Here is a 15,923-nt window from a genome sequence, read left to right as displayed (position 1 = left end):
ATGTCCGCCGCCGCTCCTGCCGTCCCCGCAGACCCCTTCATACCGCCTGTTCTCGCCGAGGTCGTCCGTTCGGGATTCGTCGAGGGGCGGCATCGGGGCAGCCTGGTGCTGCTGGCCGCGGACGGGTCGGTCGAGCTGGCGCTGGGCGAGGTGACCGCGCCGGTCTTCCCGCGTTCGTCGAACAAGCCGATGCAGGCGGCGGGTGTGCTGCGGGCGGGGCTTGACCTGGCAGGCGAACGGCTGGCTCTCGCCGCCGCCAGCCACTCCGGGGAGGCCTTCCACCGCGATCTCGTCCAGAAGATGCTGGCCGAGCACGGGCTGGACGCCGGGCAGTTGCAGTGCCCGCCGGATCTGCCGCTGGACCCGGCGGAGGCGGAGACGTATCTCGCCGGGGGCGCGGTCCGTGACCGGGTCACCATGAACTGCTCCGGCAAGCACACGGCGATGCTCGCGGTGTGCGCGCTGCGAGGCTGGCCCCTGGACTCCTACCTGGACCCCGGGCATCCGCTCCAGCAGCTCATCCACACGGTGGTCGAGGAGGCGGCGGGGGAGTCGGTGGCGGCGGTCGGTACGGACGGCTGCGGTGCGCCCCTGATGGCGATCAGCCTCACGGGCCTCGCGCGTGCCTTCCGCTCCTTCGTCCTCGCGGCCTCCGGCTCCGCCGAACGCCGTGTCGCCGACGCCATGCGCGCCCACCCGGAGTACGTCGCCGGCACGCGCCGTCCCGACACCTGGCTCATGCGCGAGATACCGGGTGCCCTCTCCAAGATGGGCGCGGAGGCCGTCCAGGCGGTGGCCCTCCCCGACGGCAGGGCCCTCGCCTTCAAGATCGACGACGGCGCCACCCGCGCACTCGGCCCCGTCCTCGCCCGCGCCCTGTCCCTCCTGGGCACGCGATCCCCGATCCTCTCCAAAATCGGCCACGCCCCCCTGACCGGCGGAGGCATTGAGGTGGGCGAAATCCGAGCGACGTTCTAGCCCCACCCTCCAAACGCCCCTAGCCCCCGCCGCCCCATCCCAGGGGCTCCGCCCCTGCACCCCTGCGCCCCCCGGGGGCTCCGCCCCCTGGACCCCGCATCGGCCTGGGTGGGTGGCCTCGGCCTCAAACGGTGGACGGGCTGAAGATGCGCGCGAGCGCATCGAGGGGCGCGGGGAACTGCGCGACCAGCCCCCACCAACCCGCAGCCGAAAGGACGGCTCACGGGGTCCGGGGCGGAGCCCCGGGGATGGGACGGGTAGGGGCGGCGGGGGCGAAAACGGTGCGACAGGGGCCTGTCCGGCGCCCTAGCGTGCCCCCATGAGCCGTCGCGAAGAAATCGACGTACGAACGATCACCGAGGCCGAGATCCCGGCCTGGATCCGCGCGCTGAACACGGGGTTCCTACGCTCCCCGGCCGTATCGGACCAGGAGATCACCAACCGCGGTTCGAGCGTCCTCCCGCAACGAACCCTCGGCGCGTTCGACACCGGCCTCCCCCACTCGCGACCTCGCTCGAACGGGGAAACCCCCATCATCGCCACCTTCCGATCGTTCCCGCAGCAGCTCACCACCGTCGGCGGCACCCCCGTCCCCGCCGACGCCATCACCAACGTCTCCGTCACCCCCACCCACCGCCGCCGAGGCCTCCTCACCCGCATGATGGCCACCGACCTCACCGCGGCGAAGGACCGCGGCGACGTGGTCGCCACCCTCATCGCCGCGGAGTACCCGATCTACGGGCGGTACGGCTTCGGCCAGGCCACCACCGCCACCGAGTGGACCATCGACGTCTCCAGGTCGGGCCTGGACCCCCGCTGGTCCGGGCCGACCGACGGCGCCCGTATCGACCTGGTGGACGGCGACGACGTACGCAAGCTCGGCCCGGACCTGCACGACCGCCTCCGCCGCACCCAGCCGGGCGCGGTCAGCCGCGACGAGCGCTGGTGGCAGATCAACACCGGCGCACTGATCCTGAGCGGCGACTCCTGGAAGGAACCCTTCTACGCCGTGTACCGCTCGGCGACCGGCGAGGTGGAGGGCCTGGTCTCGTACGAGTCGGACGACAACTGGGGCGACGTCAAGCAACCGCTGAACACGGCGGAGGTGAACTGGCTGATCACGGTGACCCCGGCGGCCGAACGCGCCCTGTGGCAATACGTCTGCTCGATCGACTGGATCGCCCACGTCAAGACCGGCTGGCGGGCCCCCGACGACCTGCTCCCGCACTTCCTCCCCGATCCGCGCGCCGCCCGCATCACGACCCAGGCGGACTGGCTGTGGGTGCGGATCCTGGACGTAGTACGGGCTCTGGAGGCGCGTACGTACGCGGGGTCCGGGACCTTGGTCCTGGACGTCACCGACGGGGACGGACTGTCCGCCGGGCGCTACCGCCTGGAGGCCGGACCCGACGGGGCGACCTGCGCGCCGACCACGACGACCGCCGATCTCACCCTGAACGTGGGCGAGTTGGCGGCCCTGTGGCTGGGCGACGAGTCGGCGGTGCGGCTTGCCGCGCTCGGGCGGGTGCACGAAGAACGAGAGGGCGCCGCCGTCGTCGCCGACGCCCTGCTCCGCACGTCCAGGCGACCGTGGTGCCCGGACATCTTCTGATTCCGATTCCGATGCTGATTCCGATTCCGAATCGTGCGGCCTGTAAGGCTGGTGTGGGGCTCCTTCCGGTTTTGTCGGTGAGTGGTGGTGCACTGCATCCGTAGCCGTGCGGTTGTGCGGTTGTGTGGTTGTTCGATGGTGCGGTGGTGCGTTGAACGGACTGACCGAGCTCCCGGCTCCCCTCCGGAGGGGAGCCCGGTCAGCCGGACTGCCGGACGGTGGCGTCCGATCAGCCGGACTGGGCGAGCAGCATCACGAGCAGGACGGCTCCGATGCCGCTGATGGTGGTGTTCTTGGCCTTGAGGCCGACGGACAGCGCGACGAACGCGATGATGCCCAGCGGCCCGTACTTCCACTGGATGAGTTGCTCGAATCCGATGGCGAGGGCGGCGACGGCGAGGGCGATGAGCGGCATGACGTTCCCTCCTTGGGGTCCTGGGGAGGACGACTCTGGCGGCCAACCCTCGGAAAGTGTGACCATGTTGCGTAAGTTGGCAACCAACTCACTGATACTTATCTCCGCGTTGGGTCGACTCATAACCACCTATCCTGCAACTGCCCAAAGATGGCGCGAAGTTGTAGTGTTTGGTCGTGGAACCGGAACACGCCTCCGTCAATGGACGGAACAGGTCACCACGGCCACAGAGGTCACACCGCGAGGTGGCCGACGAGCTGCGCAGCCGGATCAGGTCCGGCCAGCTGCGGCCGGGGCAGCGCATGCCCACGCAGGCCAAGCTGGCCGACGAGTTCGGAGTCGAACGCGGGGCGGTCCGGCAGGCGCTGCGCATCCTGCAGTCGGAACATCTGCTCGTCAACGTGTCCAAAGGAAGCCCGGCGACCGTCGCCGACACCCTGGGACGGGCTCTGACCGGCCCGGAAGCCTCACCGCAGCCCACCACGGTGGCACTCGGCGGCCGGATCACGGCCGCCTTCGAAGCCCCGCACGTGGAGATCGACGCGCTGTGCCTGACGTCGATATCGCTCACGCTTGCCATGGGCGAACCCCTCCGGCAAATTCACGCGGGCCGAATAAAACCGGCCAGGGTGGACGTCCGTGTGCTGCTTCCCAGCAGTGACATCGACCTCGCCTTTCCCGCGCCGGTGGACGCACCGGTCGACGCCTCGACGGCCGGCCGGCTCCAGCGCAGTTGGCTGACCAACCGCAACGCCCAGGGCCAGGTGCTGCGCCACAACCTGCTCGCCCTGCGTGCCACGCACGGCATCGACGTCAACGTCACCTTCCGCGCGCTCCCCTTCACCCCGCCGGTGAAGTTGTACCTGCTCAACGGGGTCGAGGCGCTCTTCGCCTACTACACGCTGACCAGGCGCGAGGAGGAAGTGGACCACGAGTACCTGGAGATGTACGACGTCCAGGGCACTCAGTCCATGCTGTTCCCCTTCGCGCAGGGGACCGGGCTGCGGGACACCACGTTCGTGGAGCAGTCCCACCTCTGGTTCAACGCGCTGTGGGAGACCATCAGCTCGAAGCTGCTGCTCTCGAACTGACCGACTCTCCCCTGCACGTCACAGGGCAGGACCCGCGACCATCAGGGCGAGGACGACCGCGCCGATGGAGCTGCAGGTGGGGCTCTTGGCCTTGATCCCGATGGTGAGGAGCAGCAGGCCGATGACGCCTGTCGTGCCGTACTGCCACTGCACGAACTGGTCGAAGCCGACGACGAAGAGGGCGGAGAGAAGGGCTATGGCGGGCATGGGCGGTTCTCCTGCTTCTACTGTGGCGTGGTGGTTCCTCTGGGGTGTGCGAGGGTGAGGCCGGGTGAGTCGGTGAACGGACTCGGGTGGGGGAGGCAAAACTTCCGCCAACTTGGCTAAGTTGGTGACCAACTCTGATTAAGTTGTCCCCACTTGGCTACTAGCCATAAACAACTTTCAAACAACTCCCCGTAGATGGACGAGAGTTGTAGCGTTTGGTCGTGACCCAGGAGAACGTTGCAGTGAACGGCAGCAGAAGGCTCTCGCCCCAGGAGATCGCCGACGTCCTGCGGGATCGGATCCGAGCCGGTGACCTCAAGGCGGGCGACCGCCTGCCAACTCAGGCCGAGTTGGCAGAGGAGTTCGGTGTCGAGCGGGGCACCGTCCGGCAGGCCCTGCGCGCGCTCCAGGACGACGGACTGCTGAGCAACGTCAGCAAGGGCAGCCCCCCGCGGATCGCGGAGCCGCCGGCCTCGGCCGGGAACGAGCCTCAGACGACGATGGTCGGACTGGCTCCCCGGCTGGCCGACGCGTTCTCCGCGCCGCACGTCCGGGTCGACGCGGCCTGCCTGACCGCCGAGACCCTGATGCTGGCGCTCGGCGAACCGGTCCGGCTGATCCACGAGGGCCGTATCCGCCCGGAGTCGATCGACGTCCGCATCCTGCTCCCGTCCCGGGACATCAACCTCGCCTTCCCGGTCCCCGTCGACGGCCGCGGTGACGACGACCCGGTCCACGAACGCTGGCTCGCCCAGCGCAACGCCCAGGTCCACGTTCTCCAGCACAACCTGCGCGCCCTGCGCTCCTCGCACGGCATCGACGTACGCGTGGCGTTCCGGGCCCTGCCCTTCACCCCGCCCATCAAGCTGTACCTGCTCAACGGCGTCGAGGCTTTAATCGCCTACTACATGGTCACCCGGCGCGAGGAGGAGATGGCCGACGTGACGCTGGACATGTACGACGCCCTCGGCTCGGACTCCCTCCTCTTCTCCTTCGAGAAGCGGACCGGTCAGCGGGACGCCGCGTTCGTGGAGCAATCCCAGAAGTGGTTCGACGCCCTCTGGGAAACCATCACCACGGACCTGACACTCTCCTAGTGACTTCTGATACGGCGCAGACCGAACCTGTGGCAGCAGAGACCGAGAACTTGCGGGAAGTGATCGAACGCGCTCGCTTTGTGCTCTTCGACTTCGACGGGCCGATCTGTCGGCTGTTCGCGGGGCACTCCGCGGAGGATGTGGCGAAGGACCTGGTGGAGTGGCTGGAGCGGCAGGGGCTGCGGGGACTGCTCACCGAGGAGGAACAGGTCCACCCGGACCCGATGGTCGTCCTGTACGCCGTCCACCGCCGCCATCCGCACAGCGATCTGGTGAGCGAGTTGGAGGAACGTCTCACCCAGCAGGAACTCAAGGCGGTGCCGTCCGCCTGGCCCACCGCGTACGCGGACCCGCTGATCCGGACCTGGAGCGCCGTCGGCGCACGGCTGGCCATCGCGACCAACAACTCGGCCCGCACCGCCACCAGTTACCTCGCGAGCCGGGATCTCACCAACTGCTTCGCCCCCAACGTCTACGGCCGGGGCCAGGACCTGCACCACCTCAAGCCGGACCCGCACTGCCTCAACCGCGCCCTGAACGCCCTGGGCGCGGCCCCCGCCGCCGCCCTGATGATCGGCGACGCCCCCTCGGACTACGAGGCCGCCCGCCAGGCCGGCGTCCCCTTCCTCGGCTACGCCCGCACCGCCTACAAGGAGAAACTCCTGCGCGAAGCGGGCGCCGAGGACGTGGTGAGCTCACTGGAGCCTGTGCTGAGGGTGCTTCGGGGGTCGGCGTGAATCGTCGGCAAGCCTGCAGGTGCCAGGCCTGGAGGTGCCAGGTCTGACCGCGTCAGGTCTGGATCTGAAGGGTCAGCAGGAAGAAGAGGGCTGCCGACCACCAGGCCAGGGGTGGGTGTCCCGCTCGGACCCCCACCAGAAGGAGGGTCAGCAGAACCAGACCCACCAGGCCGAGCTCCATCCGCACGAGCTGCGTCACGCCGAGCTCGAGTCCCACGCCCACCAGTTGAAAGAAGATCACGTATCCCACCCCGTCCACTTCAGCGAATCCGTCAACTAGTCGTCCAATTGGACTGGTTACCTCGAATTGGATGTGCCCTGTCTGCTTGATCCCTTAACGGGCAGTCAACTTCCAGCCCTGCCAACCTTCCAATCCGGTCACTCAAGTGCCGGGAAGCGGGTTTGCCCAGGGAGTGGGCGAGGTACGGTCGCGGTGTGAGCGGAGAACGCGGCGAGGGAGGCGGTACGGAGTTCCAGCGCATCCTGGAGACGCTGCGAACCCGTATCGCCGACGGCACGTACGCGATCGACTCCCACTTGCCCGCGCAGCGTGAGCTCGCCGAGGAACTCGGGGTCTCCCGCGACACCGTGCAGCGTGTACTGCGAGAGCTGAACAACGAAGGCTGGATCAAGTCCCGTCAGGGCAGCGGATCGCGGGTCGTGAAGAGCCCGACCCACCTGGGCAACCCGAAACAGGAAGTGCCCCGGGTGCGCGCGACTCTGGGCACCTTCGTCGCACGGGCATTCGCCCAGCCGACCGTACGACTGGACGTGTTCACCCTCACCTCGGAGTCCCTGGACGCCCACATCCGACTCCAGGCCGAGCACATCCGGCTCAAGGAGATCACCCCCGAGCGCATCGAGCTGCGCATACTGTTGCCCTCGGAGTCGCTGGACCTTCCCTACCCGCGCATGAAGAAGTCGAGTGAGGACCAGTCCGCGCAGCCGGAACCCGACCAATCGGGCCGGTTGCAGGACCGGCTCCGTGCCATCACCGGGCGGCATACGATTTCGTTGCGTGCCGCTCTGCGCGATCTGCAGACGGAGGGTCTGGTGCCCTCAGTGCGGGTGGAGATCCGGCATGTGCCACTGGCTCCGGCGTTCAAGCTGTATCTGCGCCCGGGCGTCGAGGCGCTGTTCGGCCCGTATCAGGTGGTGGAGCGGCCCATCCTGCTGGACGACGGCGTGGAGGTCGAAGCCACGGATGTCCTCGGTCTCGGATCGACCCTGACCCGTCACGTCAACGACGAGGGCGATCCGGACTCCTCCGGGTCTGTGTTCATGGAGAGCATGCAGGCCTGGTTCGACTCCTGCTGGCTTCTCCTCGCGGATGCGCCCTGAGGCGACGGCGGGAGCCCCGGGGCGACGGCGGGGAGCACTGGGCCGACGGCCGGGAGCACTGGGGCTGCCCTCGGTCCGACGGGAAGTCGACCGGGCCTCCAACAACTCCGTGTTTCCGGGAGGTACAACTCTTTCTCAAGTAGGCACCGATTTCGTAGAGGACTCAGCCGGACTTCTGGACGGGCACTAGGGTGTGCTCACCCTCATCGCCATGCATGAACATCAGCGATTATGCACAGTTATTCAGGAGTGACCGTGGGTGTTCCGTCGCTGTCCGGCCTGTCCGGCCCGCCGGCTCTGGAAAGTGCGGCGGACACGGCGTACGAGGACTTCGTGCGCTACGCCAGGGCATTCGGGTCGTTCGGCCGCGGTCACCACAACCGGAACTACATGGTGCGCCCCTTGACGGAGAACGACTCCCGTCTCGTGGCGTGCGACGACCGTGCGCCGGTGACGGTACGGGAACGTATCGCCTCGGTCGTGCCCGTGGTCATCAGAACCTGGCAGGACGAGGCGGAGATCCTCAACACGATCTGGCGCGTGCTGCCGCACGTTCCGCGGTGCCTGGTCAAGCGCGGTGACGTGACCATCCTCAGCTATGTCGAGGGCGTGCCGCTGTCGCGCATCTGCCCCAACGGCAAGCCGGTGGACTCCAGCCTGATCCTTGCGCTGGTGGATCTTCTCGCGGACATGACGCAGGTTCGCAGGCAGCACCTCCCTGCGCTACCGGCGTCCTGGCCGCGCTCCAGCAGGGACAGCCGAGGCTTTCTGCGGGCGTTGGCATCAGCGGCTGAGGAACAGATCCGCCGGCGTAACTGGAATGATTTCGGCGGGCTGTTCGCGATGCTGGGCATCCCCGAGGACGCGATGGTGCGGTTCGCGGAACGGGTGCCGACGCTCATCAGCCGCCCCTTCAGCCTGCTCCACACGGACCTGCACCGGGACAACGTCATCGTGTCGTACGACGGTGACCCGCCCCTGATCTGCGTCGACTGGGAGCTGGCGAGCTACGGCGATCCGCTGCACGACCTCGCGACGCACCTCGTGCGCATGAAGTATCCCGACCACCAGTGGCCCGAGGTGATCGAGGCGTGGCGTGAGGTCATGGGCCGACGGCGGCTCAAGGCCGTACACGGGCTGGACCGGGACCTGAAGCACTACCTGGCCTTCGAGCGCGCCCAGTCCGTCTACCCGGACGTGATGCGAGCCGCCACGTCGCTCCGTGGCTCCTTCGACCAGCGGGAACTCGAAGCGGCGACGCAGGAGGTGTATCGAGCCCTGAGGCTGGCCGAGGAACCGCTGCGGCTCGCGAGCGTGCCGGACACGGCCGAGATCGAGCGCATTCTCTTCCGCTGGAACGAGTCCCACGCGGGCCGAGATCACCCGAACGGTCCGATCTCACAGATCGTCTGGGAACCCGACGACCGAGTCCAGCCGCATCCACGGTTTCCGGCGCCCGTCGTGAGCAGGGCCCTCTTCGAGGAGGGGGCCGCATCCGCGGAACGTGTGTTCAAGGGAACGGCCCATCTCAATACGGCGGTACGGGTGCCGGGATACCCCCTTCCCGTCATGGTTCGCCGGAAGATCGGGACGGCGAACGCCCGGGAGCGCCGGTTCCTCAATGAGCATGCCGTTCTGGGCGCCATCGAGCGGTCAAACGTTTCCGTACGCGCCCCGAGAGTGCTGGCGCTGGGCACCAGCGGCCTGCGGGAGCAGTTCACCATCCAGTCCTACGAAGGTCCGGCGGACGGGTTCCGCCCACCGGACCACCCCACGGACGGGCTCCGGCCGCACGAGGCGGACGATCTCGTGGATCAGCTCGCGGCGCTGACCTTCGTCGCCTACGAGACACTGGATCCCGAAGCGGCGCGGTTGAATTTCTACCGGGAGCTTCAGGGCGAACTGGTCCGCATGGTGACCGAACTCCCCCCGGCGACTCGAGACCTGATGCGAGAACTGGGGCTCCCCAACGGAGGCCGTCTCGGTGAGATCCTCGGTCGCCACACCCTGGTCCCGCGCCGCCCCGTTCTCCTGCACGGCGACCTCAACCCCTGGAACCTCGTGCGCCGTGAGAGTGGCGGTCTGACCCTCATCGACTGGGAGATGGCGATGGTCGGTGACCCGCTGTACGACCTGGTCCGCCACATACACCTCACCCCCACGCGTCCGGAGATCCGTGAGCGCCTGTTCTCCCGCTGGGCCCGTCTGCTGCCCGAGGACTGCACGAAGGGCTGGCGTGAGGACTGGCGTGTCTACCGTTGGATGGAAGTCGTCCGCTCGGCCTATGTGGACCTCGACCGCCTCGTGACCGGCGACAGCCTGGACGCCCCCAACGTCCGGCGTGCGGTGGACGCCTACGCGATGACCCTGGCCGGAGCCACGGCAGCACTGGGACTCCCGGACAAATCGACCGCGAACCCCTATCTCGCCCGTGCGCTGCCGCGGGGAGACCAGGGGGGCCAACGGACAGCCGAGCACTTCGCGGACGCCTGACCTGTTGCCGGCTGCGGGCGGTCGGCGGCCTCGATGCTGCGCTCTCTCACACCTCCAGCACCACCTTCCCCACCAACCCCCGCCCCTCAATAGCCGCATGGGCCTGGGCCGCGCGTTCGAGTGGAAACACCTGCCCGATCACCGGCCGCAGCCGCCCCGCCGCGGCCTCGGCATAGGCGTCGGAGGTGAAGCGGCGCAGGTCGGTGGGGCCGAACTGGACGTCGGCGATGCCGAAGAGCTCGATCCCCCGGCGGGTGGCCTCCTCCGTGTCGAGGGGAGAGAAGCCGCCCGACGGCGCCCCGTGGGCGGAGAACCGGCCGCCGTCGACCGTCAGAGGCAGGGCCGCGGCCCCCAGGTCGCCGCCCACACCGTCCAGGACGACGTCCGCCCCCTCGACAGCTCCGCCGAGAGCCTTGCGGGCGGCGGACACCCAGTCGTCCCGGGTGGCGTCCACCACGTCGTCCGCCCCGAGGTCCCGTACCAGGGCGAGTTTGGCGTCCCCGCGGGCCACCGCGACCACCCGCGCCTCGCGCTCGTGGGCCAGTTGGACGAGCAGCGTGCCCATGCCACCGGAGGCGCCGAGGATCAGTACGCGGTCGCCGGGGCCCACGGCGGTCAGATCGAGCAGGCCGTTGGCGGTGACGCCGTCGTGCACCAGGGCCGCCGCGCCGCGCAGGTCCAGGCCGTCGGGTACCACCGTCAGCGCCGACACCGCCGCCACGGCCCGCTCCGCGTAGCTGCCCGTGACATAGGACGTGACCCGGCGCCCCAGCCACTCGCCGGGAACGCCCGGCCCCACGGCACCGACGACACCGGACACGCCGCCCCCGGGGACGTACGGCGGAGTCACCTGGAACCATTCCCGCCCCCACCCCGCCCGCACCTGCGTCTGCACGAAGATCGTGTCCGCGTACGCCACGTCGATCACGACCTCCCCCGGCCCCGGAACCGGATCGGGAAGCTCCACGGGAACCAGGACCTCGGGGCCGCCGAACTCCTTCACCTGCACTGCACGCATCGCAACGCTCCTCAAAGCCGAAGACAGGCATGGCCGAACGCCGGACAGTCTTCGACCTGAAGCCTGGTTGAGGTCAAGGAGGACCAAGGAGAGCCAGGGAGAGCCGGGGAAGGTCGGGGAGGTCAAGGAGGTGCCGGGGCGTGCGTAGGCTCGGGGCATGGGTGAGATCGGACTGCGCGAGCGCAAGAAGCAGCGGATGTACCAGGCTGTCTCCGACATCGCGATCGGACTCTTCCTGGAGAAGGGGTTCGACGCCGTGTCCGTCGCGGAGGTGGCCGCCGCCGCCGAGATCTCCAAGCCGACGCTCTTCCGGTACTTCCCGACCAAGGAGGACCTGGTCCTGCACCGGTTCGCCGATCACGAGGACGAACCCGCGCGCGTCGCCGCCCGCGGACCGTCCCCGTTGACGGCGCTGCGCCGGCACTTCCTCGACGGGCTGGAGCGTCGCGACCCCGTCACCGGCCTCAACGACGCCCCGCAGGTCCTGGCCTATCACCGTCTCCTCTACGGGACGCCCTCCCTGGCCGCCGGGATGTTCAGATACCTGGAGCGGTCCGAGGCCGCGCTCGCCGGGGCGCTCGGCGGCGACCTCGGCGCCCGGCTCGCCGCCGGACAGATCATCGCCGTACAGCGCGTCCTCGCCCTGGAGAACTGGCGGCGGATCGCCGACGGTGAGGCCGTCGAGCAGGTGGGGCCCGACGCGGTCGCCGCGGCCGAGGAGGCGTTCGCGCAGCTGGAGGCGGGTCTTCCGCGCTATGCGTAGCTCCATGGGGATGAGTGACCGGGCAAGGAGGGCTACCAAGTAAAGAATATTACTCGGTAACGTTATTCGGTATCCTTGGCCGAGTGACGTCAACCGACCCCGCCCTCGCCCGCTCCCTCACCCGTGAACGCGCCCACCACGACGCCTGCCGGGCCGGCCTCGCCGCGATGGTCGACGGCGCCGAGGAGCAGGTCGTCACCGGCGAGGACGTCTCCGCCTCCGGTGCCGACGCCGAAGTGCTCGGCCGGCAACTGCGCGGCCAGGCCAGGGACCTGCGCGAACTCCCCGAAGGCCCGCTGTTCTTCGGCAGGCTGGACTTCGCCCCCGGCGGTGGTGAACACGCCGGGCAGAGCTACCACATCGGCCGCCTGCGCATCACCGAACACCCCGCCGCCCCACCCCTTGTCGTCGACTGGCGGGCCCCCGTCTCACGCTCCTTCTACCAGGCGAGCGCCCGCGACCCCCAGGGCGTGGCCGTGCGCCGGCGCTTCGGCTGGGCGCCCGGGAGCAAGGGGGACTCGGCGGACCTCACCGGCCTGGAGGACGAACACATCGGAGGGAGCCGACCGGATCGGGACGGCCACCGGGGTGAGCACGGCCACCGGGGTGAGCACGGCCACCGGGGTGAGCACGGCCACCGGGATGAGGACGGTCGCCGGGGCGAGGACGGTCGCCGGGATCGGGGGCACGAAGACCCCTGGCTTCCGGAGAGCCGCATTCTCACGTGCGAGATCGAGCGCCCCCGCGTCGGCCCCATGAGGGACATCGCCGCGACCATCCAACCCGAGCAGGACCACCTCGTCCGCGGGGACCTCGCCACGTCCATGTGCGTACAGGGCGCCCCCGGCACCGGCAAGACGGCCGTCGGCCTGCACCGGGCCGCGTACCTCCTCTACACCCACCCCCAGCGCATCCGCCGCGGTGGACTGCTGATCCTCGGCCCCAACCCCACCTTCCTCGCGTACATCGCCGAGGTACTGCCCGCCCTCGGCGAGAGCGGCGTACGACAGTCGACGCTCGGGGACGAGATCGCCCGCCACCCCGTCACGGCGCGCGACGACGAGCGCGCCGCCGCCGTCAAACACGACGCACGGATGGCGGAGGTCCTGCGCCGGGCCCTGTACGGGAACGTCGGCACGTACGCCGACCCGCTCGTCGTGCCGGACGGTTCGTACCGGTGGCGGCTGTCGGCCGAGGAACTGAACCGCATCGTGGAAGGCGTACGGGCGGAAGAACCCCCGTACGGCATCGGGCGCGAGCGGGTGCGGACGCGGGCCGTGCGGCGTCTGCGGGAACAGGCCGAATGGCGCGCCGGGCCCCAGACGAACGCCTGGGCGCGGAAGGTCTCGGGGTCCCGGCCGGTCGGCGCGTACGTCGACGCGGTCTGGCCCCGGATGCGGCCCGAGGAAGTCCTCGCCCGGCTCCTCACCGACGCCGAGGCGCTGGCCGACGCGGCGGACGGGCTGCTGGACGCCGACGAGCGGAAGGCGATCCTGTGGGCGAAGCCGCCCCGCTCGTACAAGTCGGCCCGGTGGTCGGCCGCCGACCTCGTCCTGCTCGACGAGGTCGCCGGGCTGGTCGAACACCCGGAAGGCTACGGCCACGTGGTCGTCGACGAGGCGCAGGACCTGTCACCGAATGGAGTGCCGGGCGATCGCGCGCCGGGCCCCCTTCGGCTCGCTCACGGTGCTCGGGGATCTCGCCCAGGGCACGACGCGCTGGGCGGCCCGGGAGTGGGGCGAACTGCTCGGGCATCTCGGGAAGCCGGATGCGGCCGTGGTGCCGCTGACGATCGGGTTCCGGGTGCCGGAAGCCGTCGTCGGGCTCGCCAACCGGCTGCTGGCACGACTCGACGTGCGCGTACCGCCGGCTCGGTCACTGCGCAGGGACGGGGAGCTGACGGTCCGCGCGGTTCCCGACGCACGGGACGTACTGGCCGCCACCGTCGACGCGGTGCGCGGCGCGCTCGCGCGGGAGGGGTCCATCGGCGTCATCGCGGCCGACCCGGACGTCGGGGGAGTGCGCGAGGCGCTGCGCGCCGCCGGGGTCGAGGCCGCGGGGCCCGAGGAACTGGGCGCACGTGTCGCGGTGGTGCCCGCCACCCTCGCCAAGGGACTCGAGTACGACCATATGGTGGCCGTCGAACCGGCGGCCGTCGCCGAGGCGGAGGCGCGCGGCCTGCACCGGCTGTACGTGGTGCTCACCCGGGCCGTGTCGCGGCTGGAGGTCGTGCACGCGCGGCCCCTGCCCTGGTGACCCGGCGGCTACCGGGGCCAGGACCGGCCGTGTGACGCGGCGGCTACCGGGGCCGGGACCGTCCGTGTGACCCGGCGGCTACCAGGGCCGGGGCCGGCCGGGTGACCCGGTGGCTACCACGGCAGGGGCTGTCCGTCGCGGAAGAAGCCGCCGGTCGGGCCGTCGTCCGGGAGCGTCGCCGCCCATACGACGCTCGCGGCGCCCTCCGCGACCGGGCGCCCACCGGGACCGCCCATGTCGGTGGCGACCCAGCCGGGACAGACGGCGTTGACGAGGACCCGGTCGGGGCCCAGTTCGGCGGCGAGCATGCGGGTGAGGGCGTTGAGGGCCGCCTTGGTCGACGTGTACGCGGGGGTGCCGCCGCCCATGGACGCGAGGGACGCGACCTCGCTGGAGACGTTGACGACCCGCGGGTGCGCGCTCGCCCGCAGGAGCGGCAGCAACGCCTGCGTCAGCCGCCAGGGCCCGTAGAGATTCGTCTCGGCCGCCTCCCGTACGACGTCCAGGTCGGCGTCGGTCGCGCGCTGCCAGGTGTCGTACGTGATCGCCGCGTTGTTGACCAGCACGTCCAGGGCGCTGAGGTCCCGGGCGACCGCGGTGATGTCCGCCTCGGACGTGACGTCCAGGCGCAGCGGGTGCGCGTCGGGCCCGGCGGCGCGGGCCGCTTCGGCGGCGGCCTCGGCGGATCTGGCCGTCAGAAACACGGTGTGGCCCGCGACGGCCAGCTGCCGGGCGACCTCGCGGCCGATGCCGCGGTTGGCGCCGGTGACGAGCGCGATCATGTGGGGTGCTCCTCGGGACGGTGACCGGACCACGGTAGGCGTACGGGTCCGGTCACCGCCCGCGCCACTCGGCGGAGGCCGGCCGGGCTCGGGAGCGAGCCAGGGGCCGGGGTCGGCCGGGCTCAGGAGTGGGTCAGGGGATGGTCACTGCCTCCAGGGCCGGGGTCAACTGTTCCTCCTCGTAGGCGAGATGGGCTTCCAGCTCCTCCGTCAGGCGCACCACCTCGGGGAGTACGCGGGTCGGGTCCGCGGGCCGCTCGCCGACCACCCGGCGCAACTCCTCGATCAGCACCGCGATCCGCTCGTGTTCGACGCGCAGCCGGTCCAGGACCGGGGTGAGGCCGGGGTGGCGGTCGGCGAGGACACGGAAGAGACCGAGGTCCTCGCCGGCGTGGTGCCGGTGCAGGCCCTGGCAGAGGGAGAGGCAGTTGACCCGGAGCTGGGCGCCGAGGGAACTGCCCGAGACGGCGAACTCTTCGCGGATGAGCGCCAGTTCGCGCCGGAAGGCGTCGTGGACGACCCTCAGTGCCTCGCCCGGTGAGCCCGCGTCGACGTGCGGCGGACCGTCCCGGGGGATCTCGCGGAGCGCGACGACGGGGATCACCCGGTCCGTCTTCGCCTGGTACTCCGCCCATCCCTGGTCGGCCTCCACCGCGCGGGCGAAGAGCCGGTCGCGCTCGGCGCCCTCGAGGACGACGGCCTCGGCGTCGTAGGTGAAGACGCCGCTCTCGACCCGCACGCGCGGGTGGGCGACGAGGTTGCGGTACCAGTCCGGGTGCCGGTGCGCGCCCCCGGCGGAGGCGATGACGATGACGCGGTCGCCGCCGTCCGGGTAGTAGCCGACGGGGGTGGTGTGCGGGGTTCCGGTGCGGGCGCCGGTGGTGGTGAGCAGAAGGAGCCGGGCTCCCTCGAAATATCCGCCGACTTTCCCGTGGTGGGCGCGGAACTCTTCGATGACTTGCTGATTGAAGGGGTTGGGCATGCGTCGCTTTCTTTTGTTTTCGGGCAGGGTGAATTGCCGCGGGGCGTTTTGGGGCGCGGCGCGGTAAGGGGGTGCGGGAGAGCGCGCGGAATTCCGGAAGAAGCGGACGCGCGGTGAGGTGAAGAGGTGATGCGAAGAAGAGGGCGGTCGG

Annotated in this window: 15 protein-coding genes and 1 pseudogene; 9 read left to right on the top strand and 7 right to left on the bottom strand. The window is 70.1% G+C overall.

Going from position 1 to position 15,923, the window contains the following annotated elements; translation table 11 throughout:
• Together FNV62_RS24780 and FNV62_RS24775 are read left to right on the top strand one after the other, a co-directional pair.
• On the top strand, positions 1 to 978 hold the full coding sequence (locus FNV62_RS24780) for an asparaginase (protein WP_143627135.1): 978 nt from the start codon (positions 1 to 3) through the stop codon (positions 976 to 978).
• A 319-nt stretch (positions 979 to 1,297) separates the two neighbouring features.
• Positions 1,298 to 2,590 (top strand): GNAT family N-acetyltransferase, encoded by a 1,293-nt coding sequence (locus tag FNV62_RS24775; RefSeq protein ID WP_143627133.1) that lies wholly within the window; start codon positions 1,298 to 1,300, stop codon positions 2,588 to 2,590.
• Between the two features lie 229 nt (positions 2,591 to 2,819).
• On the opposite strand, the gene FNV62_RS24770 is transcribed toward FNV62_RS24775, so the two are convergent.
• Positions 2,820 to 3,005: a hypothetical protein gene (locus FNV62_RS24770; RefSeq protein ID WP_054232402.1), complete on the bottom strand. Its 186-nt coding sequence runs from the start codon at positions 3,003 to 3,005 to the stop codon at positions 2,820 to 2,822.
• A gap of 170 nt (positions 3,006 to 3,175) precedes the next feature.
• Here FNV62_RS24770 and FNV62_RS24765 point away from each other — a divergent pair, with 170 nt between their 5' ends.
• Complete coding sequence (locus FNV62_RS24765) at positions 3,176 to 4,096, top strand: winged helix-turn-helix domain-containing protein (RefSeq protein WP_097285286.1); 921 nt, start codon at positions 3,176 to 3,178, stop codon at positions 4,094 to 4,096.
• Positions 4,097 to 4,114: 18 nt separating this feature from the next.
• On the opposite strand, the gene FNV62_RS24760 is transcribed toward FNV62_RS24765, so the two are convergent.
• Positions 4,115 to 4,303 (bottom strand): hypothetical protein, encoded by a 189-nt coding sequence (locus tag FNV62_RS24760; protein WP_054232404.1) that lies wholly within the window; start codon positions 4,301 to 4,303, stop codon positions 4,115 to 4,117.
• 215 nt (positions 4,304 to 4,518) lie between these two features.
• Between FNV62_RS24760 and FNV62_RS24755 the strand changes: the two genes are divergently transcribed.
• Together FNV62_RS24755 and FNV62_RS24750 are read left to right on the top strand one after the other, a co-directional pair.
• The gene (locus FNV62_RS24755) at positions 4,519 to 5,400 is read left to right on the top strand and encodes a GntR family transcriptional regulator (RefSeq protein ID WP_097285285.1); all 882 of its coding nucleotides are present in this window, start codon (positions 4,519 to 4,521) and stop codon (positions 5,398 to 5,400) included.
• Positions 5,400 to 6,137 carry an HAD family hydrolase gene (locus tag FNV62_RS24750; RefSeq protein WP_054232406.1) on the top strand — a complete coding sequence of 246 codons (738 nt, stop codon included), beginning with the start codon at positions 5,400 to 5,402 and terminating at the stop codon, positions 6,135 to 6,137. The genes FNV62_RS24755 and FNV62_RS24750 overlap by 1 nt, the downstream gene beginning before the upstream one ends.
• Before the next feature lie 52 nt (positions 6,138 to 6,189).
• Here FNV62_RS24750 and FNV62_RS24745 read toward each other — a convergent pair whose 3' ends face one another.
• Positions 6,190 to 6,378, bottom strand: coding sequence for a hypothetical protein (locus FNV62_RS24745; RefSeq protein ID WP_143612198.1), 189 nt, complete (start codon positions 6,376 to 6,378; stop codon positions 6,190 to 6,192).
• Between the two features lie 194 nt (positions 6,379 to 6,572).
• Here FNV62_RS24745 and FNV62_RS24740 point away from each other — a divergent pair, with 194 nt between their 5' ends.
• Positions 6,573 to 7,478 carry a GntR family transcriptional regulator gene (locus tag FNV62_RS24740; protein WP_097285283.1) on the top strand — a complete coding sequence of 302 codons (906 nt, stop codon included), beginning with the start codon at positions 6,573 to 6,575 and terminating at the stop codon, positions 7,476 to 7,478.
• Positions 7,479 to 7,733: 255 nt separating this feature from the next.
• Entirely contained in the window at positions 7,734 to 9,971 is a 2,238-nt protein-coding gene (locus FNV62_RS24735; RefSeq protein WP_225900358.1) for an aminoglycoside phosphotransferase family protein, read from the top strand.
• 46 nt (positions 9,972 to 10,017) lie between these two features.
• Here the strand turns inward: FNV62_RS24735 and FNV62_RS24730 are convergent, their stop codons facing one another.
• On the bottom strand, positions 10,018 to 10,989 hold the full coding sequence (locus tag FNV62_RS24730; RefSeq protein WP_143602164.1) for a zinc-binding dehydrogenase: 972 nt from the start codon (positions 10,987 to 10,989) through the stop codon (positions 10,018 to 10,020).
• Positions 10,990 to 11,146: 157 nt separating this feature from the next.
• Between FNV62_RS24730 and FNV62_RS24725 the strand changes: the two genes are divergently transcribed.
• A complete protein-coding gene (locus tag FNV62_RS24725; RefSeq protein ID WP_054232410.1) occupies positions 11,147 to 11,752 on the top strand; it encodes a TetR family transcriptional regulator in 606 nt (201 codons plus the stop codon).
• A gap of 89 nt (positions 11,753 to 11,841) precedes the next feature.
• Here the strand turns inward: FNV62_RS24725 and FNV62_RS55805 are convergent, their stop codons facing one another.
• Positions 11,842 to 12,138 (bottom strand): hypothetical protein, encoded by a 297-nt coding sequence (locus FNV62_RS55805; protein ID WP_225900357.1) that lies wholly within the window; start codon positions 12,136 to 12,138, stop codon positions 11,842 to 11,844.
• Here FNV62_RS55805 and FNV62_RS24720 point away from each other — a divergent pair.
• Positions 12,025 to 14,008 (top strand): annotated as a pseudogene (locus tag FNV62_RS24720) (HelD family protein). The gene FNV62_RS55805 and the pseudogene FNV62_RS24720 overlap by 114 nt on opposite strands.
• Before the next feature lie 113 nt (positions 14,009 to 14,121).
• Here FNV62_RS24720 and FNV62_RS24715 read toward each other — a convergent pair.
• Positions 14,122 to 14,790 (bottom strand): SDR family NAD(P)-dependent oxidoreductase, encoded by a 669-nt coding sequence (locus FNV62_RS24715; RefSeq protein WP_143627130.1) that lies wholly within the window; start codon positions 14,788 to 14,790, stop codon positions 14,122 to 14,124.
• 133 nt (positions 14,791 to 14,923) lie between these two features.
• Positions 14,924 to 15,772: a nitroreductase/quinone reductase family protein gene (locus tag FNV62_RS24710; RefSeq protein ID WP_143627128.1), complete on the bottom strand. Its 849-nt coding sequence runs from the start codon at positions 15,770 to 15,772 to the stop codon at positions 14,924 to 14,926.
• Positions 15,773 to 15,923: the final 151 nt, after the last annotated feature.

The sequence above is a fragment of the Streptomyces sp. RLB3-17 genome, from assembly GCF_007113425.2.
Classification (GTDB): domain Bacteria; phylum Actinomycetota; class Actinomycetes; order Streptomycetales; family Streptomycetaceae; genus Streptomyces; species Streptomyces mirabilis_D.
Note: the sequence above shows the minus strand (reverse complement) of the source record. Positions and strands in the feature narration are given on the sequence as shown.

Coding starts and splice junctions, on each gene's coding strand:
- FNV62_RS24780 (WP_143627135.1), top strand. CDS start 1: ATGTCCGCCGCCGCTCCTGCCGTCCCCGCAGACCCCTTCATACCGCCT.
- FNV62_RS24775 (WP_143627133.1), top strand. CDS start 1,298: ATGAGCCGTCGCGAAGAAATCGACGTACGAACGATCACCGAGGCCGAG.
- FNV62_RS24770 (WP_054232402.1), bottom strand. CDS start 3,005: ATGCCGCTCATCGCCCTCGCCGTCGCCGCCCTCGCCATCGGATTCGAG.
- FNV62_RS24760 (WP_054232404.1), bottom strand. CDS start 4,303: ATGCCCGCCATAGCCCTTCTCTCCGCCCTCTTCGTCGTCGGCTTCGAC.
- FNV62_RS24730 (WP_143602164.1), bottom strand. CDS start 10,989: ATGCGTGCAGTGCAGGTGAAGGAGTTCGGCGGCCCCGAGGTCCTGGTT.
- FNV62_RS24725 (WP_054232410.1), top strand. CDS start 11,147: ATGGGTGAGATCGGACTGCGCGAGCGCAAGAAGCAGCGGATGTACCAG.
- FNV62_RS24715 (WP_143627130.1), bottom strand. CDS start 14,790: ATGATCGCGCTCGTCACCGGCGCCAACCGCGGCATCGGCCGCGAGGTC.
- FNV62_RS24710 (WP_143627128.1), bottom strand. CDS start 15,772: ATGCCCAACCCCTTCAATCAGCAAGTCATCGAAGAGTTCCGCGCCCAC.